Genomic DNA, 24,746 nt, shown 5'->3' with positions numbered 1-24,746 from the left:
GCTGGTTCGCTTGGTCGCGGAGAATCGCGGCGAATGTGAGCGAATGGCGGCGAGCGGCATCTCCGAGGGGGGGAGGGAGGTGGGCGCGCCGGCAACGTCGCGGCGGATGTCTTCGACGCATCGCCCTCGGCGGCGATGCATACGACGCGCCGTCCGCCGCCCCGCTCAGTCGCTCAATCGCCGAATCCGATCTCCGCCTCGAGCGATTGCCCGACCTCCAGCCAGGCTCCCGCGCCTTCGACCACGATCGCATTGATGCCGAAGGTCAGCGCGTCGTCGTAGTTCGGATTCGCGCGATACGTCTGCATCGTGTCGGTCGGCTCGTGCGGCCACGCCGGGTTCGGCGCGCCGGTCACCTGGTCGATCGTCGGCATCGGGCAACGCGTGCACAGCTTCACGAGGCGCAGCCGCACGGGTGTGTCGCCTTCGGCGTCGAGATGCTCGACGAAATCCTCTTCGTACGCATCGAGATCCGACACGACGATGTTCGGGCGGAAGCGGTTCATCGGAATCGCCGGCGCGCCTTTCGCGACGAGCTTCGCGTTCAGGTCGTCGAGCGACGACTGGCCGATCACGAGCAGCGGATAGCCGTCCGCGAACTGCGTGTGCGTGTCGATGTCGCCGGTCCATTTGCGGTTGCAGCCGCGGCGCGCATCCGCGCCGAAGCGCGCGAGCTTCAGCGGCGTGCCGAGGAATTCGGTGAGCCATGCGGCTGTCGCGGCGCCCGTGTCGATCGCGTCGACGGTGTCGCGCCAGACGGTCGCGGCCATCTTCGGCGTGGCCGGCGTCGCGTCGCCGTCGAGCGGCGTGCGGATCTCGGGCATGCCCGGCGCGTTCAGCACGAGCGCGTCGTGCTCGAGCGCGGTGCGGATCAGCGCGAGGCGCGGGTGCGTGCGCTGCGTGATCATCATCCCGTCCGGGGTGGTGATCAGCCAGTGGCGATCGTACGCGAGGCCCGTTTCGAGCAGTTGCGCGCGCGACAGCGCGATGCCGGCACAGGATTTGATCGGGTAGACGAAGAGTTCGGAGATGGCTGGCATGACGCTGGCTGACATGGGCAGGATGGTCGAATCGCGATTGTGCCAGATCGTGCGAAAGCCGTTTGGGCGGTTGCCGGCCGCCGCACGGCCGCGACCGGTTACGCCAGCGGAAAGCCGAGGTCGAAGGTCGTGCGCACGTCGAGCGGCTGGCGCAGCAGCCCGGCCTTCAGGTAGAAGTCGGCAGTGCGCTGCTGCCCGGCGATCACCGTCGCGTCGATCGGCTGCCAGCGCGTGTTGCGGCGCTCGAACTGCAGCTTCGCGGCCGCCGGCGGGATGCCGATGATGCGCGCGAGTGCCGCGGAATACGCGTCGACGTGCCGGTACGACCAGACCTGCGCGCGCACCACCCGTTGCAGGAAGTCGTGCAGTACCTCTCGCTTCGACGCGATCGCCGCGTCGGTCGCCGCGATGTAGCTGAAGCCCGACCACAGGCCGCGGCCGTTGACGAGCACGCGCGCGCGGCCGCTCGTTTCCGCGAGGGCCGTATAGGGTTCCCACGTCGCCCACGCATCGATCGAACCGGTTGCGAGCGCAAGCATCGTGTCGGCCGGCGGCAAGAAGCGGAACGAGACGGCGTCGGACGGCAGGCCGGCCGCGTCGAGCGCCTTCAACGTGACGAAATGGCCGATCGAGCCGCGCGTGGTGCCGATGCGCTTGCCTTTCAGGTCTGCGGCGTCCTTCAGCGTCGCGTCGGGCCGCACGAGCACGGCGGTGCCGTACGGGTCGGACCGGTTCGCGCCGATCACCTTGATGCGGGCGCCCGAGGCGAGCGCGAAGATCACCGGCGCGTCGCCGATCGGCCCGCAGTCGACGGCCGCCGCGTTCAGCGCTTCGGCCAGGGGGGCGGCGGCCGGGAATTCGGTCCATGCGATGTCGTACGCGAGGCCGTTCAGTTCGCCGGCCGCTTCGAGCAGCGCGCGCAGGCCGCCTTTCTGGTCGCCGGCACGGAGCAGCGGCCGCGTGTCCGATTGCGCATGCAGCGTGGCCGGCGCGGCGGCGAGGGTGGCGGCGGCGAGGGCGCTCGCTTGCGCGAGGAAGTGGCGTCGGGTCGGATTCATCGTGAAGTTCGGTTCGTCGGGAAAACGGTTCAGGGATTCAATGCGGGAGCCCGGCCTGCACGTCGCGTACGGGTTCAGCGTCCACGCGCAGCAGCAGCGCGGTCAGCGGATCGACGTTCGCGGCGTCGGCCGGCGCTCGCGCCGCGGCATCCGAGCGGCACAGCAAGTCGTCGGCCGACCAGCCCGCGCTGCCCGGCAACGCGCGCGCCCGCAGCCAGCCGCGCCGGTCGGCAAGCAGTTGCGTGCCGCCGAACGCAGCGGGCGGCACGCCGGCAATCGTCGCGAACGCTTGCCATGCATCGGGCGTCGATGCGACGCAGTTCGCGCGCGTGCCGACCGGCGGTGGCGGCGTGGACGGATCGCCGGCGGCGACGAGCAGCGTCTGCCAGCGCGGGTCTTCCCGAGGCGGCGTGCCGCCCGGCGCGAGCGCGACGATGCGCACACGCTGGCCTTCGCGCCAGCGCTCGAGCGGTTGCGGCGCGGCGCTGCCGCAGCGCACGTCGAGCGCCGGCAGCGGAACGGGCACGGGCCACGCCCCTTCCGCCTGCGCGCCGCTGCCGGCCGACAGCGCTTTCAGGTAATCGAGCACGGCCCAGGTGTCGGCCGGGCCGAGCGTCGCGGCAAAGCCCGGCATCGACGCCGCGCCGCGCGCGTCGCGCGTACCGTGGCGCATGCGCCAATACAGTTCGCCGTCGAGCCGGCGGGCAAGCAGTGCGCCCGCGAAGGTCGGCGGCCAATGCGCGAGGCTCGCCGCGAGCGGGCCTTCGCCGCGGCCGTCCGCGCCGTGACAGGCTGCGCAATGCTGCGCATACAGATGCGCGCCGCGCATCAGGTTCACGACGGAAAACGCGGCGGGACTGCGCTGGAAACTCGTGGGCACCGCCGGCGCGAGCCACAGCGACGCCGGCGGCCACGGCGCGAACCACGCGACGGCCAGCGCAGCGATCGCCGCTGCCGCCCGCCATTTGCGCGACACGAGTGCGATGCAGCCGAGCGCCGCGGCGAGCGTGGTCATCGCGACGGCGAATGCAAGCTGTCGCGTGAGCCCCGCGTCGATGCGCAGCGTTTCGAGCGCGATGCGGTGTGCCCAGGGCCACGCGGCCTGTCCGTCGGCATCGCCGGTCAGGCCGATCGCATGCAGCACCCGGGCCAACGCGATCTGTGCGCGATACAGCAGTTGCAGGAACAGGAGTGCCCAGTCGGCGAACGGCGGCGCGTTCATCGGCGCGGCCCTTGCCGCGCACCGGCCATCCTGCGAAAGGCACTGCGCATCTACCAGCTCGCATCGAGTCCGAGATGCCGCAGCGCTTCGTGACGCAGTTCGGCGAGACGCGGGTCGCCGCGATGGCGCGGATACGGCAGGTCGACACGCAGTTCCGCGACGATGCGTGCGGGCCGCGGCCCGAACACGATCACGCGCTGCGCGAGAAACAGCGCTTCCTCGACATCGTGCGTGACGAGCAGCGCGGAGAACCCGTCGCGTTGCCACAGCGCGGTCAACTCGGCCTGCATCGTCAGCCGCGTCAATGAATCGAGCTTGCCGAGCGGTTCGTCGAGGATCAGCAGGCGTGGATCGTTGACGAGCGCGCGGGCGAGCGCGACACGCTGCGCCATCCCGCCCGACAGCTGATGCGGAAACACGTTCGAGAATTCCTGCAACCCGACGCGCGCGAGCGCATCGTCGACGCGATGCTGCGACGTGCGGGCCACGCCGCGCGCCTCGAGGCCGAGCGCGACGTTCGCGCGCACGCGGCGCCACGGGTAGAGCGTCGGATCCTGGAACACGACGATGCGCGACGGATCGGGCCGCTCGATCGGCGTGCCGTCCTGCGCGATCGTGCCTTGCCGTGCGGCGTCGAGGCCCGCGACGAGCCGCAGCAGCGTCGATTTTCCGCAGCCGCTCGGGCCGAGCAGCGCGACGAATTCGCCGGCCGCGACCGACAGCGTGACGTCGTCGAGCACCGGCAGCGGGCCGCCGGGGCCGTCGAACGCATGGCTCACGCGGCGGATGTCGATGCGCGCGCCGCGCGGCGCCGTGGCGTCGAGCGCGGCGGGCGGCGTGGCAACGGACGATTCGAGAACGGCGGCGCTTACCATTTGACGGTTCCTTTCTGCCACGCGAGCACACGGTCGCGCACCGCGAACAGCAGCGCGATCAGCCCGGAAAACAGCAGCGCCATCACGATCAGCGCCGCATACATGTTCACGTACGATGCCCAGCCCTGCGCCCAGCTCAGGTACCAGCCGAGCCCCGACTTGACGCCCATCATCTCGGCGACGACCAGCACCGTGAACGACGCGCTCAGCCCCATGAAGATGCCGACGAACACGTGCGGCAGCGCGGCCGGAATCGCGACGCGCAACACGAGGAAGCGCGCGTTCGCGCCGAGCGTGCGCGCGACGTCGTAGTACTGCCGGTTCACGCTCGCGACGCCCGACCACGTCAGCACCGCGACCGGGAAGCCGGTCGACAGCGCGATCAGGAACGCGGCGGCCGAATAGCTCGTCGGGAAGAAGTAGAACGTGAGCGGCAGCAGCGCGGTGGCCGGCACGGGGCCGAGCACGCGCAGCACCGGATGCACCCAGTAGCCGATGCGGCGCGACCAGCCGATCGATACGCCGACCGCGAACCCGACCGCGACGCCGTACGCAAACCCGAGGGAAAGCAGCTTCAGCGTGTTGCCGGCGCTGCCGGCAAGGCGCGGCCAGTCGTCGGCGTAGACCTCGATCAGCGCCTGCGGCGGCGCGAAGAACGGCGTCGGCAGCCAGCCGGTCTTGGCCGTGACGACTTCCCACACGGCGAGCACGAGCGGCAGCGCCACGAGCCACGGGCCGGCCGGGTGCACGCGGGCGAGCCGCGCGCGCGTGGCCGGCACGCGATGGCCGAGCGTCGCGGCGGCCAGCAGCAGCGCGCCGATCGCCCACGCGGCGATGCCGAACGTGTCGGTGTACGCCCAGTCGGTGAAACCGACGACGCGGTTCGGCCACACGTAGGTCACCGCGCCGAGCGCGGCCCACGCGAGCGCCGCGACGACGCCGGTCGGCCAGGTGCGTGCCCGGCGGGCTTCGGCCGCGAGCGTCGCGTCGCAGGCCGTGCACGCGGGACGGGTCGTGGCAGTCGCAGGCGGCGTCACGGGGGCGGCATTGCCCGAGGTGGACGCGGTGCGTGCGGCGGACGCGTGTTCGATCGTCGACATCGCGTCACCCCAGCACGTTCGCATAGACCTGCTGCGCGAAGCGCTGCGGGTCGGTGCTCTTCTTCAGCACGCTGATGCGGCGGAAATCGTCCGCGTAGAACGCGATTTCCTGCTGCAGGTCGACGTTGGTCGGATGGTGCGTGTAGGTCAGCGTCGCGTACAGCTTGCGCAGGTCGTCGGGGTTGATCTTCGGCGAATACTTCGCGAATGCCTTCGCGGCTTCGTTCGGGTTGTCGTGCGTGTACTCGGTGGCCTGCACGATCGAGCGCGCGAGTGCGGCGGCCGCCGGCCGGTCGTTGCGCACGAGGTCGCCGCGCGCGCCGATCACACAGCACACCTTGCGCGCATATTCGCCGGACAGGTTCGTCGCGAGTTCGGTGTACGCGCCGTTGCTGCGCTTCTCGAGCAGATAGAGGTTCGGGTCGCCGTCGGCGATGGCCTGGATCTCGCCCTTGTCGACCGCGACGCCGAGCAGGTCGGCCGGATACTGCCGCCACGTGATGTCGCGTTCGGGATCGATGCCGTTCTTCGCGAGCAGGATCGAGAAGAAATGCTTGCCGGGCGCCGCGAGATCGCTGACGCCGACCGTCTTGCCCTTCAGCGCCTGCAGGGTCGTCACGCCCGCCGTCTTCGACCCGAGCAGCCGCACGCAGCCGCCGTGCGAGCTGCCGATGATCTTCACGTCGAAGCCGGCTTCGAGCGGCTTCAGCCAGCGGTGGATCATCCCGACCGCGGCATCGGCCTTGCCGGTCGCTATCGATTCGAGCAGCTGGTCGGTCGATCCGCTGTAGTTGATCAGTTCGACCTTCAGCCCGTTCTTCTCGAAGAAGCCGTTCTCCTGCGCGACGACGATCGGCGTCAGGCAGAACGCGTTCTGGTTCCACGCGAACGTGAGCTTCTTCAGCGGCGGCGCCGACCAGGCCTTGCGGCCGAGCGTGATCGCCGGTGCGGCGAGCGCGGCGGCCCCGGCCGCGCGCAGCAGCCGGCGGCGCTTGTCGTCATGGGCGCCGGTCGGCGCGGGTGCGGTGGTTTTGGTCATGGTGTGGTCTCCGGTTCCGGTCGTGCGGCGGGCGCTCAGTCGAGCAGGTCGGGTTCGTCGGCGACGACGCGCGCGAACAGGCTGTCGAACGCGTGCAATGCGCCGTCGGGGCCGCCGATCTGGCCGTGCGTGTGTCGCGCGGTCGCATGATCGATCGGTTGCGGCGTGCCGGCCGCTTCGGCCAGCAGCTGCGTGTGCGCGGCGTTGTCGAGCGCGATGTACCACCACGCGGCGGCCTCGACCGTCGGGCCGGCCGTCAGGATGCCGTGGTTCTTCAGGATCACGCCCTTGTGCGTGGTGCCGTCGGGCTTCGCGAGCGCATCCGCGATCCGCGCGCCTTCGCTCGTATCGACGACCATCCCGGTGAAGTCGTCGAACAGCGCGTGGTCCTCGTAGAACACGCACGCGTCCTGCGTCAGCGGGTCGAGCGGGCGGCCGAGCGTCGACCACGCCTTGCCGTAGGTCGAATGCGTATGCGCGGCCGCGACGAGGTGCGGATGCGCGTCGTGAATCGCCGCATGGATCGCGAACGCGGCCTTGTTCAGCGGCCGGTTGCCGATCGCGGTTTCGCCGCGCGAATTGACGAGCAGCAGGTCCGACACCTTGATCTGCGAGAAATGCACGCCGAGCGGATTCACCCAGAAGTGGTCGGGCAGTTCCGGGTCGCGCGCGGTGATGTGGCCGGCGAGGCCCGACGCGAAGCCGAAGCGCGCGAACAGGCGGAACGCGGCCGCCAGCCGCTCCTGCCGGTGGCGGCGCTCGGCGGCGACGTCGAAGCGCGGCGCGGGCGGATCGAACCAGAAATGCTGGCGCGGCGTGTCGGCGAGGACGAGGCCCGACGCGGTGCGCACGGGCGAGGACGAAGACAGGACGGCGGACATGGTCGGCATCTCCCCGTGCGTCAGGCCGCGCGGCGCGCCGCGTCGCGTGCCGCGACGGCGCTGCGCACGCGCGGAATCAGTTCGCGGCCGTAGTCGATCGCGTCTTCGAGCGGATCGAAGCCGCGAATCAGGAACGTCGTCACGCCGAGGTCGTAGTAGTCGAGCAGCGCGTCGGCGACCTGTTCGGGCGTGCCGACCAGCGCGGTCGAATTCGAGCGCGCGCCGGTGAGCTTCGCGATCTCGGTCCACAGCCGCTTGTCGACGCGCGCGCCGCGTTCGGCCGCGGCGAGCAGGCGCCGCGCGCCTTCGCTCTGCTGCGGGCCGCCGGTGGCGAGGCCGGCCGCTTCGCGCAGCCGGCGGGTTTCGTCGAGGATCCGGTGTGCGCGCGCCCACGCTTCGTCTTCGGTCGCCGCGAGGATCGGCCGGAACGACACGGAGAAGCGCACCTGCCGGCCGTGCTTCGCGGCTTCGGCACGCACGCGCGTCGTCAGGTCGCGCACCTGGTCGAGCGATTCGCCCCACAGCGCATAGACGTCCGCGTGCTTGCCGGCGACTTCCAGCGCCGCTTCCGAGGCGCCGCCGAAGTAGATCGGCACGTGCGGCTTCTGAAACGGCTTCACTTCCGAAAAACCCTGCGTGAAGCGGTAGTGCGCGCCGTCGTGATCGAACGGCTGCGTGTCGGTCCAGATGCGGCGCAGGATGCCGAGGTATTCGTCGGTGCGCGCGTAGCGTGCGTCGTGGTCGAGGAAATCGCCGTCGCGCTGCTGCTCGCTGTCCGAGCCGCCGGAGATGAAGTGCACGGCGAGCCGGCCGCGGCTGAACTGGTCGAGCGTCGCGATCTGCCGCGCGGCGAGCGTCGGCGCGGTGAAGCCGGGGCGATGCGCGAGCATGAAGTGGATGCGTTCGGTCGCCGCGGCGGCGAACGCGATCGTCAGCGTCGCCGAGGGGCCGGTCGAGTGGTGCGGGACGAGGATCCGGTCGAAGCCGGCCGTTTCGTGGGCGCGGGCGAAGTCGCGCACGTAGTCGGGGTCGACGACGGGGCCGGCAGGCGGATGGATTTCCGACTGCTTCTGGCTCTGGATCATGCCGATGAATTCGACGCTCATCTGGGTCTCCGATGCAAGGACGGCCCGGCGCGGCCAGCGATGGCCGGCCGGGCGGGAATGGAGCGCAGATTACCGCCGGGATCATGCGGAACGGAAATAATCAATCCCGAATTGAATATCAGATTTGCATGGTTTGGGCGCGTGTGCGTTGCGCATACGCTATGGGCTCACGATCGGGCCGAACGGGGCGCCGGCTGCGTGTCGAGCGGGGCTTGCGCGCCGGATCCACACGACGGGAGCCGGATCGGCATCGGGTTCGGAAGCAGCGGCTCGGGTCGAAGGCAGAGGTGTGCGGCGGATGCGTGCGCGAGCGCCCCGGATCCACGCCACGCGCCCCCGGCGAATCCAGCGCCGATCGCCGCCGTCTCCACGAGCCACCGCCGCCATTCGCCGAGCGATCTTCGCCACGACGTTTTATCCCGTTACCCAGTCACCGAGGGAATCCGTACCGATGTCCGCCAGCCTTGCCGCTTCCTCGCCGCTATCGCCGCAGTCGTCCCAGTCGTCGCTGCGCCACCTGCCTGCCGACGATGCGCGCGTTACCGCGCTGCTCGCGCGTCTCGCGCCCGAACTCGCGGCTGACGCCGCCCGCAACGACGTCGACGGCCGTTTCCCGCACGAGAATTTCGCGCGGCTGCATCGCGCCGGGCTGATCGCGCAGGTCGTGCCGCGCGAGCACGGCGGCGCGGGCGCGACGCTCGCGCAGGCGAGCCGGATCGTGGCCGCGGTCGCGCGCGCCGATCCGGCGACCGCACTGGTGCTGACGATGACCTATCTGCAGCATCGCGCGCTCGGCCGCGCGGACAACCGCTGGCCCGCGCGCCTGCGGCGTGCGGTGTTCGACAGCGCGGTTGCCGACGGCGCGCTGATCAACGCGCTGCGCGTCGAGCCGGCGCTCGGTTCGCCGTCGCGCGGCGGCCTGCCCGAAACGATCGCGCGTCGCGACGGCGACGGCTGGCGGCTGTCCGGCCACAAGCTGTACAGCACCGGCATTCCGGCGCTGCGCTGGCTGGCCGTGTGGGCCCGCACGGACGAACCCGAGCCGCGCGTCGGCGTGTTCCTCGTGCGGCGCGAGCGCGACACGGAAGTCGATGCGCGCATCCGCGTGATCGAAAGCTGGAATCACCTGGGCCTGCGCGCATCGGGCAGTCACGAGGTGGTGTTCGACGACGTGCGGCTGCCCGCGGATCATGCGGTGGACGTGCGTGCGCCCGATGCGTGGGCCGTGTCGGCCGCGAGTCATGCGGATGTCGATGCGCAGGCCGACCAGCAGGCCTGGATGGTCGCGCTGCTCGGCAGCCTCTACGACGCGGTCGCCCGCGCGTCGCGCGACTGGCTGCTCGATTTCGCGACGACGCGCGCGCCGAGCGGGCTCGGTGCGCCGCTCGCGACGCTGCCGCGCGTGCAGGAGGCCGTCGGCGAGATCGAAGGGTGGCTGCATGCGAACCGCGTGCTGCTCGACGAGCACATCGCGCGCACCGATGCGGGCGACCCGCCGACGGTGACGACGAGCGGCCTCGTCAAGCGGACCGTGACGGAACAGGCGATCCGCACGGTCGAGCATGCGTTGAAGCTGTCGGGCAATCACGGGCTGAGCCGCCACAATCCGCTCGAACGCCACTATCGCGACGTGCTGTGCAGCCGCGTGCATACGCCGCAGGACGATGCGATCGCGGTGGCCGCCGGACGGGCCGTGCTCGACGCGGCGGCCCGACGCGCTGCCACGAACGCGGAAGCGGGCGGAACGTCACGCGACGCGCCGGCATCCGGTCGCGACAGCGATGCGTGAGCGGGGCGGCGGGATGGTGGGCGCAAAGGCCAACGCAAAGGCCAACGCAAAGGCCAACGCAAAGGCCAACGCAAACGCAAACGCAACGCCGCCGCGCAGGCGCCGTCGCGCGTGGTCAAGCAGCTTCGTCGTGCCCGGCCGCATCCGCCGGCAGCGCGAACGCGGTGCGCGCATGCGCGGCCACGGCCAGGAGCGGCGCCTTGAAGCGCGCGGCGTCCTGCCGGTGCAGCAGCCACAGATCGATCTGCGGCTTGAAATCGGCGAGCGGGACGATGTCGACCGCGTCGCGCAGCGGGCTGCCTTCGACGAGCGGCAGCGGCATCAGCCCGATCCCGAAGCCGTTCGCGACGCTCTGCAATTGCAGGTCGCGGCCGTAGGCGTCGAGCGTGACCGGCATCGGCAGCCCCTGCGCGTCGAGCGCGCGGCGCAGCCCCGCACGAAAGCCGCAGCCGTCGGGATTGAGCACCCAGCCGCGCGCATGGCAGTCGGCGAGCCGGTAGCTGCGGCGCGGCCAGTCGCCCTTGCGGCCGACCGCGACGAGCCGCGTGGCCAGCAGCCGCTGGCCTTCGACCTGCGGCGGCAGCACCATCTCGCGGGCCAGAAACACCAGCGCGGCGTCGAGTTCGCGGTGCGCGACGCGTTCGACGAGCATGCCGCCCCACGCGGTCGTGACCTGCGTGGCGAGCGCCGGCCATTGCGCGGCGAGCTGCGCGATCAGGCCGGGCAGCATCAGCTCGCCGAGCCCTTGCGTGAGGCCGACGCGGAATTCGCCGGCGGGCGGCCGCTGGCCGGCCGTCAGTTCGCGCAGCGCGTCGACTTCGCGCAGGATCGCGCGGCACTGCTCGAACACCTGCAGGCCGATGTCGGTCGGGCGCGGCGGCTTCGTGTTGCGGTCGAGCAGCGTGACGCCGAGCGCCTCCTCGAGGTTCTGCACGCGCCGCGTGATCGCGGGCTGCGTCATGCCGAGCTCGGCCGCGGCCTGGCTCAGCGTCTGGCCGCGAACGACCGCTGCAAAAGCATCGATATCGCTAATTTTCATGTTTGTTCTGCATGGTATTTCGGGTGCATCATGACGATCCATCATATTCGGCATCATATTCGAGGAGGCAGCCGATGAGTACGCTTTCGTTGCAGCAGACGCCGCTGCGTCCGTTCGTCGACGGGCTGGGCGCGCTGCTCGCGTCCGGCGCGAACGAGGCGCGCATCCTCGACGAGGGCGGCGCGCTGCTGGCCGCGCTCGTCGCGCACGACGACTGGCTGCCCGACGCGTTCGCGCAGCCCGATCCCGAGCGTTACCGCCAGTACCTGCTGCATCTCGATCCCGACGCGCGGTTTTCCGTCGTCAGCTTCGTGTGGGGGCCCGGCCAGACGACGCCGATCCACAACCACACGGTGTGGGGACTGATCGGGATGCTGCGCGGCGGCGAGTTTTCGCAACCGTACCGGTTCGACGCGGCCGGCAGGCCGGTGCCGGCGGGCGACGCGGTACGGCTGCAGCCGGGCGACGTCGAGGCCGTGTCGCCGCGCATCGGCGACGTCCATCGCGTGACCAACGCGTTCGACGACCAGGTGTCGATCAGCATCCACGTGTACGGCGCGAACATCGGCCAGGTCGAACGTGCGGTGTTCCTGGACGACGGCACCGTGAAGCCGTTCGTGTCCGGCTATTCGAACGCGTGACCGGACGCGTGACGCCGCAAGTCGCGGGCGCCCCGTTGCGACGGCCTGCCCGCGGGCATCGAGCTGCATCCGTTTTCCGTGTGCTTTCTTCACCGACTCCAACAGAATCCGACAGAGACATCGTGACGCAATCCGTTGATTCCACTTTCCGTTTCCCCGTCGCGTCGTACCAGGACGTACGCGCGCGCCTGCTGGCCCGCGACGAAATCGCGCTGATCGACGTGCGCGAGGAAGATCCCTACGCGCAGGGCCACCCGCTGTGGGCCGCCAACTTTCCGCTGTCGAAGCTCGAACTCGACGCATGGACGCGCATTCCGCGCCGCGACACGCCGATCGTCGTGTTCGGCGAAGCCGGCGGCGAGGATCTCGCGCCGCGCGCGGCCAAGAAACTCGCGCAGCTCGGCTATACCGACGTGCGGCTGCTCGACGGCGGCCTCGCGGGCTGGCTCGCCGCGGGCGGCGAACTGTTCATCGACGTGAACGTGCCGAGCAAGTCGTTCGGCGAATGGGTCGAGGCCGAGCGCCATACGCCGTCGCTGTCCGCGCAGGAGGTGCAGGCGCTGATCGATGAAAAGGCCGACGTCGTGATCGTCGACGCGCGCCGCTTCGACGAATACCAGACGATGAACATCCCGACGTCGACGAGCGTGCCGGGCGCGGAACTCGTGCTGCGCGTGCGCGCGCTCGCGCCGAATCCGGCAACGCAGGTGGTGGTGAACTGCGCGGGCCGCACGCGCAGCATCATCGGCACGCAGTCGCTCGTCAACGCGGGGTTGCCGAACCCGGTCGCGGCACTGCGCAACGGCACGATCGGCTGGACGCTCGCCGGCCAGACGCTCGAGCACGGCGCCGCCCGACGCTTTCCGGACGAGATCGCACCCGCGCAGCGTGAGGAAGCACGCCGCGCCGCGCGCGCGGTGGCCGAGCGCGCGGGCGTGCCGCGCATCGCGCTCGCGGAGCTCGCCGCGCTCGACGAACCGGGCCGCACGCTGTACCGCTTCGACGTGCGCACGCCGGAAGAATACGAGGCCGGCCATCTGCCGGGCTTCCTGGGCACGCCGGGCGGCCAGCTCGTGCAGGAGACCGACCATCACGCGGCCGTGCGCGGCGCGCGGATCGTGCTCGCCGACGACGACGGCGTGCGCGCGGACATGACCGCGTCGTGGCTCGCGCAGATGGGCTGGGACGTGCGGGTGCTCGAGCCGGCCGGCACGGCGGCGTTCACCGAGCGCGGCCAGCCGCCGCGCGACGTGCCCGCGACGCCGCAGGTGAGCGAGGTGTCGCCCGCGACGCTCGCGGGCTGGCTGAAGGAGGCGGCCGCGGGCGAGCTCGCGATCGTCGACGTGACGGCCAGCGCGAACTACGTGAAGCGCCATATCCCCGGCGCGTGGTTCGTCGTGCGCGCGCAATTGCGCGACGCGCTCGCCGCGATTCCGCCGGCGCGGCGCTATGTGTTCACGTGCGGATCGAGCCTGCTCGCGCGGTTCGCGGCGGACGACGCGCGCGCCTTGCTGCCGGCTTCCGCGGCGATCTCGGTGCTGACCGGCGGCACGGCCGCATGGATCGACGCGGGGTTGCCGCTCGAGCACGGCGAGACACGCCTCGCGTCGCCGCGCGTCGATCGCTACCGGCGCCCGTACGAAGGCACCGACAACGCGGCCGCCGCGATGCAGGCGTATCTCGACTGGGAATACGGGCTGGTCGACCAGCTGAAGCGGGACGGCACGCACCACTTCCGCGTGATCTGACCACGGCGCGGCAACCGGCGTGCGGCATGCGATGCGCCGCGCCCGGTTGCCGCATGTTCAGCGGCTCATCGTATGCGGCACGTTCAGCGCGCTCAACGCTTGAACGTATCGACGGCCGTGCGGCCGACGGCCGGATCGTCGGTGAAGAAGCCGTCGATGCCCGCGCGCAGGTAAGCCTGGATCTCGCGCACCGAGCCCGCGGTGTTGCGCGTGGCCGGTGTACCGCCGTCCTTCAGCGACGCGGGCAGGAAGTTGTTCTCCGGACGGAACGTATACGGATGCACGACGAGGCCGGCTGCGTGCGCGTCACGCACGTACGACGTCGGCTGCTGCAGCGTGCCGTCCGCGGCCACCGCGATGATCGACGTCTTGTACGGGCCGACGCCGTTCGCATAGGACGCGATCTCGCGCATCCCGTCGCGCGTCGACAGGTCGCCGTAGGTGCGCTTGTCGTTCGCCTTCACGAAGTCGTACGGACGCTGGCCGGCTTCGTCCATCAACTGCACGAGCTTCCAGTTCGGCTGGCTCGACTTGATCCGGTTGCGGATCGCCTTCAGGTTCGCGACCTCGAACGACTGGATGTAGACGGTCGCCGTGCGCGCCGTGTACGGATCCTTCTGCAGCGCGTCGACGAGACGGTCCTCGAGCGGCAGGCCGATCGACTGGAAGTAGGTCGGGTGCTTGGTTTCCGGATACAGGTGGATCGTGCGGCCGGTCTGCGCGGACATCTGTTTCGCGAGCGCGACGATCTCGTCGAAGGTCGGAATCTCGAACTGGTCGTTGTACGCGGTGTTCGCCGGGCGCACCTGCGGAATGCGCTCGCGGGCACGCAGCGTCTTGAGCTCGGCGAGCGTGAAGTCCTCGGTGAACCAGCCGGTCAGCTGCGTGCCGTCGATCGTCCTGGTCGCCTTGCGGCTCGCGAACTGCGGCAGCGTCGACACGTTCGTCGTGCCGGAGATCTCGTTCTCGTGGCGCGCGACGAGCACGCCGTCGCGGGTCGCGACGAGGTCGGGCTCGATCACGTCCGCGCCGTCCTCGATCGCCTTGCGGTACGACGCGAGCGTGTGCTCGGGGCGCAGCGCGCTCGCGCCGCGATGGCCGACCACCTGGACCTTCGCGGAGATCGGCCGAGTGGAATCGGACGCCGAGACATCATCGCCGCCGCAGGCGGCAAGCAGGACGGCGGCGGCACAGGCGAACGGGATGCAGCGCAGGGCGGTCGGGCGCGGGAAGAGCATGTCGATGAACCTTCGGAACGGAAGTCGGTGAAAGGGCAAGCGGTCCGGCGATGCGAGGCCGCGTGAGCGAACGGGACGCGATCGTCGCACCGGATAATTACATATGTATTACTTTCGCCTTTCTGTTTTGTTGTCGCGTCAGGCGCGAGAATTGCGGGAACACGTCGCGGTCGAGACGGTGCGATCCGCCCGTCGCCGCCAGCCGGCGCCGAGATCGTCGCGCCGACGCGGTTCGGCGGTCACGCGCCCACTTCGTCGGACGGATCGCGAGCGTGGTCGCCGGATGCACTAAACTTGCGGGACTTTTGCATCGCCGCGCCGGGCCGACACCCGCCCGCGCACGGCGATGCGGCGACTCGCGGGCCGGCGCGGGCGCCCGGCGCCCGCGTGCGTCCGGGGCCCGCGCCGGCCGATTTTTACCGACCCATGACGACGCATACCGATCCCGCCTACCTGCTCGGCGACCTGCTGAAGAACGTTTCCCGCTCCTTCTACCTGACGCTGCGCGTGCTGCCCGACGGCATGCGCGACCCGGTCGGCCTGGCCTACCTGCTCGCGCGCGCGGCCGACACGATCGCCGACACGGCGCTGGTCGCGCCCGATCGCCGCGCGGCGCTGCTGACCGACCTGCGGAACGAAGTCGAGCGGCTCGGCGACGGCGCGGCGCTGTCGCGCTCGCTCGAGGACGTGACGCGGATGCAGACGGATTCGCACGAACACGTGCTGCTCGGCTCGATGCAGCCGATGCTCGCGCTACTGCGCGCGCAGCCGGATGCGGACTGCGCATCGATCCGCAAGGTCGTCGCGACGCTGACGTCGGGGATGGAATTCGACCTGCGCACGTTCCCCGACGAACAGTCGGGCCGCGTCGCGTCGCTGCCGAACCGTGCCGAGCTCGATCGCTACACGTACCTGGTCGCCGGCTGCGTCGGCGAATTCTGGACCGACATGACCGGCGCGCACACGCGCGCCGCGCGCGGCTGGGACGTGCCGGACATGCGCGAGAAGGGCATCCGTTTCGGCAAGGCGCTGCAGATGACCAACATCCTGCGCGACTGCGCGAAGGATCTGCGGATCGGCCGCTGCTATCTGCCGGAGGACGTGCTGGCCGCATACGGCGTCGGCGTCGCCGACCTGATGACACCCGATGCGTCGGCGCGCGCGCGCGGCGTGCTGGTCGACCTGCTGCGCGTGACGCTCGACCAGTATCGCGACGCGTGCCGCTACACGCTCGCGATTCCGCGCCGCTTCGTGCGGCTGCGGCTCGCGTGCCTGTGGCCGATCATGATCGGCCTCGAAACGCTCGAACTGCTGGCCGGCCACGATGCGTGGCTCGATCCGGCGACGCCGGCGAAGGTGCCGCGCAAGCGGATCTACCGGATCATGGCGTCGTCGCTCGCGCTCGTCGGTTCGAACGCCGCGATCCGTGCGCGGATCACCGCGCTCGTCGACGCGGTGAACGCGCGGATCGCGCAGCCGTCCGCGCGCTGAATCGCGCTGAACGATGCCGGCGCGTGGCGCGACCTGCATCGGCATCGCCCCTCGGCCCGCGTTCGCCGGGCCGCTCACGTCTCCCGTCCGATTGTCCGCGCGCGGACTGAAACGTTTTCACGATTTCGCTTCCCGAAACGTGGGTGTCATGAATGTCAGCGATCCTGCGCGGCGGCGTGAATCGCGGCGTCAGCCGCGCTCGCGCATTCGTAAGAAGGTTGTTGGCCGAGGGCGTCTGACGACATTGGACGGTCGCGATGCACCAGTAAAAATGTAAAGCTAGGGTTTTCACCGGGAAATGTCGGAAAGGCCCGCTGCGTAAGCGTTTTCAGGTGTTATGTAACCGTTTGGTGAACCCCCGCGTTGCGTCGATCATACGATGACCGACCGCACATGTTGGGAAACGATTGGTAATCCGTCAGAATCGCACCGGCATGTACTCGCACATGTGTCAGTCATAAAACCACACCAGAAAAGAAATCATTCTTTGAGGACGGAGAATCAATGAAAAAGCGCGTCGCTTTCGCCATGACGGCAGCGGGTCTCGCAGCCGCTACCGCAGCCCACGCCCAGAGCAGCGTGACCCTGTACGGTATCGTCGATAACGCTATCGCCTGGCAGAACAACTCGTCGGCCACCAGCGCGGTTTCGGGCGGTCACTCGAAGGTGCAGATGGCCACCGGCATCTGGGCAGGCAGCCGCTTCGGCCTGAAGGGCAGCGAAGACCTCGGCGGCGGCACGAAGGCGATTTTCCAGTTGGAAGCCGGCTTCAACGCGAACAACGGCTCGTCGCAATGGACGAACGGCATCTTCACGCGTCAGGCGTGGGTTGGTCTGACCAACGCGACGTACGGTACGCTGACGGCCGGCCGCCAGTACACCGCGTACTACACGCTGCTGTCGCCGTATAGCCCGACGACCTGGCTGACCGGTTACTACGGCGCGCACCCGGGCGATATCGACTCGCTCGACACCAGCTACCGCGCGAACAACTCGCTCGTCTACATGTCGCCGAAGTTCTACGGCTTCACGGTCGGCGGTTCGTACTCGCTCGGCGGCGTGGCAGGCAGCTTCAACCGCGGCTCGACCTGGAGCGCGGCGGTCCAGTACCTGAACGGCCCGGCAGGCATCGCGGTTGGCTATCAGCGCATCAACAACGCGACGCTCGGCGGCGGCGTGTGGGGCGCGAACTCGACCGCGCAAAACGGTCTGGATTCGAGCGGCAACGGTGCGGAGCAGGCCGTGTCGTCGATCAACGGCGGCTACAAGACGGCACAGTCGCAGCAACGTGTCGCCGTGACGGCCGGTTACCAGTTCACGCCGGCGTGGGACATCTCGGTGTCGTACTCGAACGTCCAGTACATCCCGGGCAACCTGTCGGCATTCCACAATACGGCGATCTTCAACACGGCGGGCGCAGTGCTGCACTGGAAGGCAGCGCCGCAGTGGGACTTCGCGGCAGGCTACTCGTACACGCGTGCGACCCAGTCGAACGGCATCTCGAGCTCGGCCAAGTACCATCAGGTCACGCTGTCGCAGTACTACAGCCTGTCGAAGCGCACGGGCCTGTACGCGGTTGAAGCGTATCAGCACGCTACCGGCAACACGATCAGCGGCCTGACCGGCGGCATCGTCAATGCAACGACGTCGATCGGCGACGGCGTGGGTGCAGGTTCGAAGCAGAACCAGATCGCGGCCGGCGTCGGCCTGATCCACCGCTTCTGATGCCGCGCGGCGCGCGAGCGCCGCTTACGGCTTGCGGTACGAAAACCGGCCTTCGGGCCGGTTTTTCCATTTGCGGCACGTGTTGTGCGTATTGCGGGTTCGGTCATGGATGGTCGTCGAATGGAAGCGCGCGGCGACGGCTGTCGAGCCCGACAAGTGTGTCGCTCATGCGGTGCATGACGTGCAGGCCTGCAATGCCCGGTCGGCGCCGACGCCGTCGTGTCGATCACCGCGCCGCATCGTCCATCCAGTTCCCCGCCAGCGCCTGGAACAGCGCCGCCGTGTCGGCCAGCCGGTCGGCCTGCGCGCGCGTGCGGTCGAGCGCGGTCTGCAATGCCTGCCGCTGGGCGTCGAGCAGCGCGAACGCGCTGATCCCGCCCGCCGCGTAACGGTCGCCGGCGATCGCGTTGCCTGCCGCCGCTTCCCGTGCGGCCGTGTCCCGCGCTTGCAGCGCCGTCGCATCGTGTTCGACCGCGCGCATCGCGTCGGCGACCTGCTGGAGCGCCAGCAGCACGGTTTCCCGATAGCTCGCGAACGCGGCGTCGTACGCGGCTTCGGCCGCGCGCTTCCTCGCGCGCAGCTCGCCGCCATGAAAGAGCGGCTGCGTCAGGCCGAGGCCGACATTCCACACATTGAGCCCGCTCACGATATCCGCGATGCGCGTGCGCTCCGAACCGATCCCCGCCGAAATCGAAAAACGCGGATACAGGTTCGCGGTCGCCACGCCGACGTTCGCGCTCGCCTGATGCAACACGGCCTCCGCCGCGCGGATATCGGGGCGTTCGCGCGCGAGCGTCGACGGCAGCGCGACCGGCAGCGTGCGCGGCAGCGTGAGCGCGTCGAGCGCGAGGTCGGGCAGCTCGGCACCGGACGGCGGTGCGCCCAGCAGGATCGCGAGTCGGTGGCCGGCCTGCGCGTAGCGGGCCGCGAGCGGCGGCAGCGAAGCCTGCGTCTGCGCGAGCAGCGTGCGCTGCGCATGCACGTCGGCCTGCGATACGCCGCCCGCCGCGAAGCGTGCGTCGACGATCCGCAACTGCCGGGCTTGCGCGTCGACGAGCTGCCGCGTGAGCGCGATCTGCTGCGCGAGCGACGCGCGCAGGATCGCAGTCGCGACGACGTTGCCCGCGAGCGTCAGGCGTGCGGCGTCGAGCAGGTACGCCTGATAGTCGACCTGGGCGCGCAACGCCTCGAGCGCGCGCCGGTTGCCGCCGAACACGTCGAGCGCGTACGACACGCTCACCGACGCGTCGTACAGCGTAAACGGCCCGGGATTCGGCACGTTGGCGGGCAGCCCGAATGCAGTAATGTCGACCTTCTCGCGCGTGGCGGACAGGTTCGCATCGACGCGCGGCAGCATCGTCGCGCCGGCTTCGGCCGCGTGGTTCTGTCGCGCTTCGTCGAGCCGCGCGCGGGCCTCGGCGAGCGTCGGGCTATTGTGCCACGCGGTATCGACGAGCCGGTTCAGCGGTGCCGAGCCGAACGCGGTCCACCACTGTTGCGGCGTGTGCGCGGCCGATGCGAACGTCTGCGCGTCGCCGGCCGGGCCGCCGGCGGCGGCCGTCGTGACCGGCGGGTCATCGCGCGTGTATTGCCGTGTGGCCGGCGCGTCGGGCGTGCGGAAATCCGGCCCGACCGTGCAACCGGCGACGAGCAGCGCAACGGCTGCCCATGCGCTGCGGCGGGCGGCGGGACGGGCGCGACGCGAAGCCGTTTTCATCGTGCGGCCCCTAGTCGAGCGTGCGCCGGTAGAAGCGCAGCGCGACGCCCATCACGACGAGCGTAAACAGCGCGACGGGCCACACGGACGGCCACAGGTCGGCCCAGCCGTTGCCTTTCAGCAGGATGCCGCGCACCAGGCGGTTGAAGTAGGTGAGCGGCAGCAGGTTGCCGATGAACTGCGCCCACTTCGGCATCCCGGCGAACGGAAACATGAAGCCCGACAGCAGGATGTTCGGCAGGAAGTAGAACACCGCGAGCTGCATCGCCTGCAACTGGTTCTGCGCGAGCGACGACAGCGTGATGCCGACCGTCAGGTTCGCGGCGATGAAGAGCAGCGCGGACAGGTAGATCGCGACCATGCCGCCGACGAACGGCACGTGGAACACGTAGCGCGCGGCCAGGAGGATGATCGACACCTGGATCAGCCCGATGAACACGTACGGGACGATCTTGCCCGTCATCACCTCCAGCGGCCGCACGGGCGTCGCCAGCAGGTTCTCCATCGTGCCGCGCTCGCGTTCGCGCGTGATCGCGAGGCCCGTCATCATCACCATCGTCATCGTCAGGATCACGCCCATCAGGCCCGGCACGACGTTGTACTGCGTGATGCCTTCCGGGTTGTACAGGCGGTGCAGCACGATGTCGAACGCGGCCGGGCGGCCGTTCAGGTGCGCGAGCGGGCCCGTCAGGTCCTTGTCGGCGACGGGTTGCACGAGGCCCGGCAGCGCGCCGAGCGCCGATGCGGTCGCGACGGGGTCGGTCGCGTCCGCCTCGACGAGCAGCGACGGGCGCTCGCCGCGCAGCAGCCGCTTCGAGAAGTCGGCCGGCACGCTCAGCACGAACTGCACGTCGCCGCGCGCGAGCGCATGCCGGCCGGCCGCTTCGTCGGGCAGCGTCGCGACGATGTCGAAATACGCGGAATTGCGCATCGCGGCGATGAAGCTGCGCGCGAACGGGCTCGAGTCGGCGACGATCACCGCGGTCGGCAGGTGCTTCGGATCGGTGTTGATCGCGAAGCCGAACAGCGCGAGCTGGATGATCGGCACGCCGACGATCATCGCGAACGTCACGCGGTCGCGGCGCAGCTGCAGGAATTCCTTCAGCACGATGCTCCACCAGCGCGCGACCGAGAACGCGTCGCGCAGGCCCGTCCACGTGCTCATGTCGCCGCTCCGCCGGGCGGCCCGGATGCGCGGCCCATCATGTAGATGAAGACGTCTTCGAGCCCGGTGTCGATCGGCGAGACCTGCAGCTGCGCGTGACCGTTCTCCTGCGCGCCGGGCTGCGCCGCGACCTGCGCGAGCGTCGCGTCGAGCAGCGCTCGATCGCGGCCGCTCACGTGCAGCGTCGAGCCGAACACGACCGTCTGGTCGACGCCCGGCATCGTGCGCAGGCGCGCGGACAGTTCCGCCAGGTGCCCGCCGGTGACCGTGCGCGTCGACAGGTGCTGCGACGCGACGATTTCCGCGGCCGTGCCCTGCGCGAGCAGTTCGCCGGACGCGATGTACGCGAGCTTGTGACAGCGCTCGGCCTCGTCCATGTAGTGCGTGCTGACGAGTACCGAGATGCCTTGCGCGGCCAGCCGGTGCAGCTCTTCCCAGAAGTCGCGGCGCGCGGCCGGATCGACGCCGGCGGTCGGTTCGTCGAGCAGCAGCAGCTCCGGCTCGTGCAGCATGCATGCGGCGAGCGCGAGGCGCTGTTTCCAGCCGCCCGACAACGCGCCCGTGAGCTGGTCCGCGCGGCTCGCGAGACCGAGCCCGTCGAGCGCGCGCGCGACAGCCGCCTGGCGATCGGGCATCCCGTACACGCGTGCGACGAAATCGAGGTTCTCGCGGATCGACAGGTCTTCCCAGTACGAGAAGCGCTGCGTCATGTAGCCGACGCGGCGCTTGATCTGCGCGCTGTCGCGCACGATGTCGTAGCCGAGACAGGTGCCGCTGCCCGAGTCGGGCGTGAGCAGGCCGCACATCATGCGGATCGACGTCGTCTTGCCGCTGCCGTTCGGCCCGAGAAAACCGAAGATCTCCCCGCGCGCGACGCGCAGCGAGACGTCCTTCACGACGTGCTTGTCGCCGAAGCGCTTGTTCAGGCGGTCGACGTCGATCGCATACGGGGCGGGCGGTGCGTTCATCGCATCCTCACGGCGACGGGCTGGCCCGGGTGCAGCTTCGGCGCGTCGGCGACGGCGGGGCGCGCCTCGACCATGAATACGAGTTTGGTCCGGCTCTCGTTGCTGTAGATCACGGGCGGCGTGTACTCGGCCGCGCGCGACACGTAGGTGACGCGCGCGGGGACGTCGGCCGGGCAGCCGTCGCAGCGGATCGCGACCGTGCGCCCCGGCGCGATCGACGCGACGGCGGCCTCCGGCACGAAGAACCGCACTTTCAGGTTCTGCGGCGGCAGCATCTGCACGACCGGATTGCCGGCCTGCACCCATTCGCCGACGCGGTACAGCGTGTCGTACACGCGCCCGGCGGCGGGCGCGGCGACGCGCTTCTGGTCGAGTTTCCATTGCGCTTCGGTGACGGCCGCCTGCGCGGCATCGACCTGCGCGGCCTGGGCCGCCACCTGCTGCGCGCGGCCCGGCAGGCGCGCGACGTCGACCTGGTTCTGCAACTCGCGCACCTGTGCGGCGGTGGTTTGCGCGGACGTGCGCGAATCGTCGAGCTGCTGCTTCGACAGGCCGCCGGCCGCGTACTGGCGTTCGTCGCGCGCGAATTGCGCGGCGGCCCGCGCGGCCTGTGCCGCGGCCTGCGCGAGCTGGGCCCGCGTGACCGCGACTTCCTGCGGGCGCTTGCCGGTCTGCAGGTCGGCAAGCTGCGCGCGCGCGGCCTCGAGCTGGTGTTGCGCCTGCCGCAGCGCGGCCGTTTCGTTGACGGCTTCGAGCGAGAACACCGGCGCGCCGGCCGCGACGGCCTGGCCGCGTTCGACCGACAGCTGCGTCAGCGTGCCCGCCTGCGACGACGACAGGTATACGAACTCGCCTTCGACATAGCCCTGAAAGGTCGCGACGTCGTTCGCCGGCCGTCCGCAACCGGCGAGCAACGCGACGGCGGCGGCCAGCGCGAACTGCAGCGGGCGGGCCGCGTTCACGACGGCCTCCGTCGCGAATGCGCGTCGGGATCCGGCGCCGCGGCGGGCGGTTGCATGCCGGAACCGAGCAGCGCGCGGACGTGGCGCTGCAGCACGTCGCGATCGATCGGCGGCAGGCCGCGCGCGCTCTGCCACAGCTTCGCGGTGGCGAGCGGCAGCATCACCAGCGCGATGATCGAATGGAACAGGAATGCGGGTTCGAGCGCGGGGTTCAGCGTGCCGGCCTGCTGCGCGGCGCGGATGCGCTCGGCAAACCGCCCGACATGCTCGAGCGGAATGCGCCGGATCATCCGCTCGCGCAGCAGCCCGCCCTCGTGGACGATCTCGCGCAGCCAGATCGACGGCAGCCAGGGCATGTGATGCGTGACGTCGAAGAAGCGGTCGACGAGCTCGGCGACGAGCGCGAACGGATCGTTTTCGATGTGCGGCGCGGTCGGCCGCCACACGAACGCGATGACCTGCGCGAGCCGCTCCTCGACGATCGCGTCGAGCAGCTGCTCGCGATTCGTGAAGTAGTAGTGAACCATCGCCGACGTGACGCCGGCGGCCGCAGCGATCTGCGCGACCGTCGTCGCGGCGATGCCGCGCTCGGCGAACAGCTGCATCGCGACGTCGAGCATGTGGTCGCGCAGGTCGAAGTCGTCCACCGACGGGCGGCGCCCGCGCGGCCTGGAGACGGTGGATTTCGCGTTCATGAAATCGACGCTAATTGATGAGTTAGTTAATTTCAAGGCAGGGTTTTCGCCCGCGTTGATCGCGATCAGGCGAGTGGCGAATGGCGGGGCGGACGGGCGGGGCTGAGGGTAGGGAACGGGCGTGCGCCGGCGGTGAAGTGTAGGGAGCGGCTAATGGGGAAGACGCGGGAACTCGCGGGGAACTGGCGGGTGATCGACGGGGGAAATGGCGGGTGAAACGTTGATCGAAACGTGGGTGAAACGGCCGGCGAAACAGCGGGCGAAACGGCCGAGCCCGACACCTGCGAGGAAGTCGCGCGGCACGGGGCGGGACGCCGGCCGTGCAGCACGGCGGCGCGCCCGACGCGGCACGGCCTCCTAAATCACTGATCGATCGGCGACTTCAGCGGCACATGCTCGCCCGTCAGCCCGAACACGACAATTTGCGCGGGCTCGGTCGCGCTCGCGTTGCGCGACATCTGGTGGCGCGAACCGGGCGGCTCGTACCAGCCTTCGCCGGTGCGATAGCGGCGCACCGGGCCGTCGTTCACCTGCGACAGCACTTCGCCTTTCGACACGACCGCGAACACCGAGCCGAGGTGCTTGTGCGCTTCGGATGCCTGACCGGGCGCATAGTCGACGGTCGCGACGACGGCGAGCTTGCCGGGCGCTTCGGGCACGGCCTGTTGCATGATCGCGTGCACGCTGTCGCCGGTATCGTGCGCGCGGGCGGCGGCCGGCAACGCGGCGCCGAGCGCGAGCGACGTGCACAGCATCGCGCGGCGGAGCGTGGGGCTGGAGCGCATCATCGTCGTCTCCCCTTACTCGGGCATCTTGCGGAACGCGATCGCGAAGCGGTTCCACGTGTTGATCGTCGCGATCAGCATCGACAGCTCGAACAACTCCGTGTCGCTGAAATGGGGCTTCACGGCTTCCCACACGGCATCGGGCACGTGGTTGTCGGCGACCAGCGTCAGCGCTTCGGTCCATTCGAGCGCCGCACGTTCGCGCTCGGTGAAGAACGGCGTTTCGCGCCAGACGACGACCGTCGCCAGGCGGCGATCGGTTTCGCCGCCGTTGCGTGCGTCGGTGGTGTGCATGTCGACGCAGAACGCACAGCCGTTGATCTGCGACGCGCGCAGCCGGACGAGTTCGGCGAGCGGCTTCTCGATCGAGCTTTTCGCGAGGAATTCCTCGGCGTTGCGCATCACCTTGATGGCGTTCGGGCTGGCGGTATAGAAGTTCAGACGCGGTTGCATGGCAGGTCC

The 24,746-nt window shown here is 70.0% G+C and carries 22 protein-coding genes; 5 read left to right on the top strand and 17 right to left on the bottom strand.

Features of this window, described 5'->3' with window-relative positions:
* Positions 1-173: 173 nt before the first annotated feature.
* From DIE02_RS04665 to DIE02_RS04630, 8 genes are all read right to left on the bottom strand, one after another.
* Positions 174-1,040, bottom strand: coding sequence for an MOSC domain-containing protein (locus DIE02_RS04665; RefSeq protein ID WP_124485076.1), 867 nt, complete (start codon positions 1,038-1,040; stop codon positions 174-176).
* Positions 1,041-1,138: 98 nt separating this feature from the next.
* Entirely contained in the window at positions 1,139-2,098 is a 960-nt protein-coding gene (locus DIE02_RS04660; protein ID WP_124484937.1) for an ABC transporter substrate-binding protein, read from the bottom strand.
* Positions 2,099-2,135: 37 nt separating this feature from the next.
* A complete protein-coding gene (locus DIE02_RS04655; protein ID WP_124484936.1) occupies positions 2,136-3,320 on the bottom strand; it encodes a cytochrome c in 1,185 nt (394 codons plus the stop codon).
* A gap of 50 nt (positions 3,321-3,370) precedes the next feature.
* On the bottom strand, positions 3,371-4,195 hold the full coding sequence (locus DIE02_RS04650; protein WP_124484935.1) for an ABC transporter ATP-binding protein: 825 nt from the start codon (positions 4,193-4,195) through the stop codon (positions 3,371-3,373).
* Complete coding sequence (locus DIE02_RS04645) at positions 4,189-5,295, bottom strand: ABC transporter permease (protein WP_124484934.1); 1,107 nt, start codon at positions 5,293-5,295, stop codon at positions 4,189-4,191. The genes DIE02_RS04650 and DIE02_RS04645 overlap by 7 nt, the downstream gene beginning before the upstream one ends.
* Before the next feature lie 4 nt (positions 5,296-5,299).
* Complete coding sequence (locus DIE02_RS04640) at positions 5,300-6,334, bottom strand: ABC transporter substrate-binding protein (protein ID WP_044842987.1); 1,035 nt, start codon at positions 6,332-6,334, stop codon at positions 5,300-5,302.
* Positions 6,335-6,369: 35 nt separating this feature from the next.
* A complete protein-coding gene (locus DIE02_RS04635; protein ID WP_124484933.1) occupies positions 6,370-7,215 on the bottom strand; it encodes a class II aldolase/adducin family protein in 846 nt (281 codons plus the stop codon).
* 20 nt (positions 7,216-7,235) lie between these two features.
* The gene (locus DIE02_RS04630) at positions 7,236-8,321 is read right to left on the bottom strand and encodes an LLM class flavin-dependent oxidoreductase (protein WP_044842988.1); all 1,086 of its coding nucleotides are present in this window, start codon (positions 8,319-8,321) and stop codon (positions 7,236-7,238) included.
* 451 nt (positions 8,322-8,772) lie between these two features.
* Here DIE02_RS04630 and DIE02_RS04625 point away from each other — a divergent pair, with 451 nt between their 5' ends.
* A complete protein-coding gene (locus DIE02_RS04625; RefSeq protein WP_124484932.1) occupies positions 8,773-10,110 on the top strand; it encodes an acyl-CoA dehydrogenase family protein in 1,338 nt (445 codons plus the stop codon).
* A 115-nt stretch (positions 10,111-10,225) separates the two neighbouring features.
* Here DIE02_RS04625 and DIE02_RS04620 read toward each other — a convergent pair whose 3' ends face one another.
* On the bottom strand, positions 10,226-11,149 hold the full coding sequence (locus DIE02_RS04620; RefSeq protein ID WP_124484931.1) for a LysR family transcriptional regulator: 924 nt from the start codon (positions 11,147-11,149) through the stop codon (positions 10,226-10,228).
* Between the two features lie 74 nt (positions 11,150-11,223).
* On the opposite strand from DIE02_RS04620, the gene DIE02_RS04615 reads away from it, so the two are divergent.
* Entirely contained in the window at positions 11,224-11,790 is a 567-nt protein-coding gene (locus DIE02_RS04615; RefSeq protein WP_044842991.1) for a cysteine dioxygenase, read from the top strand.
* Positions 11,791-11,912: 122 nt separating this feature from the next.
* Complete coding sequence (locus DIE02_RS04610; protein ID WP_124484930.1) at positions 11,913-13,538, top strand: rhodanese-related sulfurtransferase; 1,626 nt, start codon at positions 11,913-11,915, stop codon at positions 13,536-13,538.
* Positions 13,539-13,630: 92 nt separating this feature from the next.
* Here the strand turns inward: DIE02_RS04610 and DIE02_RS04605 are convergent, their stop codons facing one another.
* A complete protein-coding gene (locus DIE02_RS04605; protein ID WP_124484929.1) occupies positions 13,631-14,776 on the bottom strand; it encodes a glycerophosphodiester phosphodiesterase in 1,146 nt (381 codons plus the stop codon).
* Positions 14,777-15,202: 426 nt separating this feature from the next.
* Here DIE02_RS04605 and DIE02_RS04600 point away from each other — a divergent pair, with 426 nt between their 5' ends.
* Together DIE02_RS04600 and DIE02_RS04595 are read left to right on the top strand one after the other, a co-directional pair.
* The gene (locus DIE02_RS04600; protein WP_124484928.1) at positions 15,203-16,267 is read left to right on the top strand and encodes a phytoene/squalene synthase family protein; all 1,065 of its coding nucleotides are present in this window, start codon (positions 15,203-15,205) and stop codon (positions 16,265-16,267) included.
* A 504-nt stretch (positions 16,268-16,771) separates the two neighbouring features.
* Positions 16,772-17,992 carry a porin gene (locus DIE02_RS04595; RefSeq protein WP_044842995.1) on the top strand — a complete coding sequence of 407 codons (1,221 nt, stop codon included), beginning with the start codon at positions 16,772-16,774 and terminating at the stop codon, positions 17,990-17,992.
* A 226-nt stretch (positions 17,993-18,218) separates the two neighbouring features.
* Here the strand turns inward: DIE02_RS04595 and DIE02_RS04590 are convergent, their stop codons facing one another.
* From DIE02_RS04590 to DIE02_RS04560, 7 genes are all read right to left on the bottom strand, one after another.
* On the bottom strand, positions 18,219-19,709 hold the full coding sequence (locus DIE02_RS04590; protein ID WP_124484927.1) for an efflux transporter outer membrane subunit: 1,491 nt from the start codon (positions 19,707-19,709) through the stop codon (positions 18,219-18,221).
* 10 nt (positions 19,710-19,719) lie between these two features.
* Positions 19,720-20,874, bottom strand: a complete 1,155-nt coding sequence (locus DIE02_RS04585) for an ABC transporter permease (protein ID WP_124484926.1) — start codon at positions 20,872-20,874, stop codon at positions 19,720-19,722.
* A complete protein-coding gene (locus DIE02_RS04580; RefSeq protein ID WP_124484925.1) occupies positions 20,871-21,842 on the bottom strand; it encodes an ABC transporter ATP-binding protein in 972 nt (323 codons plus the stop codon). The genes DIE02_RS04585 and DIE02_RS04580 overlap by 4 nt, the downstream gene beginning before the upstream one ends.
* On the bottom strand, positions 21,839-22,804 hold the full coding sequence (locus DIE02_RS04575) for an HlyD family secretion protein (protein WP_124484924.1): 966 nt from the start codon (positions 22,802-22,804) through the stop codon (positions 21,839-21,841). The genes DIE02_RS04580 and DIE02_RS04575 overlap by 4 nt, the downstream gene beginning before the upstream one ends.
* Positions 22,801-23,499, bottom strand: a complete 699-nt coding sequence (locus DIE02_RS04570; RefSeq protein WP_124484923.1) for a TetR/AcrR family transcriptional regulator — start codon at positions 23,497-23,499, stop codon at positions 22,801-22,803. The genes DIE02_RS04575 and DIE02_RS04570 overlap by 4 nt, the downstream gene beginning before the upstream one ends.
* Positions 23,500-23,861: 362 nt before the next feature.
* Positions 23,862-24,287 carry a cupin domain-containing protein gene (locus tag DIE02_RS04565; RefSeq protein WP_124484922.1) on the bottom strand — a complete coding sequence of 142 codons (426 nt, stop codon included), beginning with the start codon at positions 24,285-24,287 and terminating at the stop codon, positions 23,862-23,864.
* A gap of 12 nt (positions 24,288-24,299) precedes the next feature.
* Positions 24,300-24,737: a carboxymuconolactone decarboxylase family protein gene (locus DIE02_RS04560; protein WP_044843002.1), complete on the bottom strand. Its 438-nt coding sequence runs from the start codon at positions 24,735-24,737 to the stop codon at positions 24,300-24,302.
* Between the last annotated feature and the right edge of the window lie 9 nt (positions 24,738-24,746).

Source organism: Burkholderia sp. Bp8991, assembly GCF_003853795.1.
GTDB lineage: Bacteria > Pseudomonadota > Gammaproteobacteria > Burkholderiales > Burkholderiaceae > Burkholderia.
Note: the sequence above shows the minus strand (reverse complement) of the source record. Positions and strands in the feature narration are given on the sequence as shown.

What these genes read in the sequence shown, in the direction of transcription:
- DIE02_RS04625 (WP_124484932.1), top strand. Translation starts at nt 8,773, where the DNA reads ATGTCCGCCAGCCTTGCCGCTTCCTCGCCGCTATCGCCGCAGTCGTCC.
- DIE02_RS04615 (WP_044842991.1), top strand. Translation starts at nt 11,224, where the DNA reads ATGAGTACGCTTTCGTTGCAGCAGACGCCGCTGCGTCCGTTCGTCGAC.
- DIE02_RS04580 (WP_124484925.1), bottom strand. Translation starts at nt 21,842, where the DNA reads ATGAACGCACCGCCCGCCCCGTATGCGATCGACGTCGACCGCCTGAAC.
- DIE02_RS04640 (WP_044842987.1), bottom strand. Translation starts at nt 6,334, where the DNA reads ATGACCAAAACCACCGCACCCGCGCCGACCGGCGCCCATGACGACAAG.
- DIE02_RS04560 (WP_044843002.1), bottom strand. Translation starts at nt 24,737, where the DNA reads ATGCAACCGCGTCTGAACTTCTATACCGCCAGCCCGAACGCCATCAAG.
- DIE02_RS04570 (WP_124484923.1), bottom strand. Translation starts at nt 23,499, where the DNA reads ATGAACGCGAAATCCACCGTCTCCAGGCCGCGCGGGCGCCGCCCGTCG.
- DIE02_RS04645 (WP_124484934.1), bottom strand. Translation starts at nt 5,295, where the DNA reads ATGTCGACGATCGAACACGCGTCCGCCGCACGCACCGCGTCCACCTCG.
- DIE02_RS04590 (WP_124484927.1), bottom strand. Translation starts at nt 19,709, where the DNA reads ATGAAAACGGCTTCGCGTCGCGCCCGTCCCGCCGCCCGCCGCAGCGCA.
- DIE02_RS04605 (WP_124484929.1), bottom strand. Translation starts at nt 14,776, where the DNA reads ATGCTCTTCCCGCGCCCGACCGCCCTGCGCTGCATCCCGTTCGCCTGT.
- DIE02_RS04600 (WP_124484928.1), top strand. Translation starts at nt 15,203, where the DNA reads ATGACGACGCATACCGATCCCGCCTACCTGCTCGGCGACCTGCTGAAG.
- DIE02_RS04635 (WP_124484933.1), bottom strand. Translation starts at nt 7,215, where the DNA reads ATGTCCGCCGTCCTGTCTTCGTCCTCGCCCGTGCGCACCGCGTCGGGC.
- DIE02_RS04660 (WP_124484937.1), bottom strand. Translation starts at nt 2,098, where the DNA reads ATGAATCCGACCCGACGCCACTTCCTCGCGCAAGCGAGCGCCCTCGCC.
- DIE02_RS04565 (WP_124484922.1), bottom strand. Translation starts at nt 24,287, where the DNA reads ATGATGCGCTCCAGCCCCACGCTCCGCCGCGCGATGCTGTGCACGTCG.
- DIE02_RS04595 (WP_044842995.1), top strand. Translation starts at nt 16,772, where the DNA reads ATGAAAAAGCGCGTCGCTTTCGCCATGACGGCAGCGGGTCTCGCAGCC.
- DIE02_RS04665 (WP_124485076.1), bottom strand. Translation starts at nt 1,040, where the DNA reads ATGCCAGCCATCTCCGAACTCTTCGTCTACCCGATCAAATCCTGTGCC.
- DIE02_RS04630 (WP_044842988.1), bottom strand. Translation starts at nt 8,321, where the DNA reads ATGAGCGTCGAATTCATCGGCATGATCCAGAGCCAGAAGCAGTCGGAA.
- DIE02_RS04655 (WP_124484936.1), bottom strand. Translation starts at nt 3,320, where the DNA reads ATGAACGCGCCGCCGTTCGCCGACTGGGCACTCCTGTTCCTGCAACTG.
- DIE02_RS04650 (WP_124484935.1), bottom strand. Translation starts at nt 4,195, where the DNA reads ATGGTAAGCGCCGCCGTTCTCGAATCGTCCGTTGCCACGCCGCCCGCC.
- DIE02_RS04620 (WP_124484931.1), bottom strand. Translation starts at nt 11,149, where the DNA reads ATGAAAATTAGCGATATCGATGCTTTTGCAGCGGTCGTTCGCGGCCAG.
- DIE02_RS04585 (WP_124484926.1), bottom strand. Translation starts at nt 20,874, where the DNA reads ATGAGCACGTGGACGGGCCTGCGCGACGCGTTCTCGGTCGCGCGCTGG.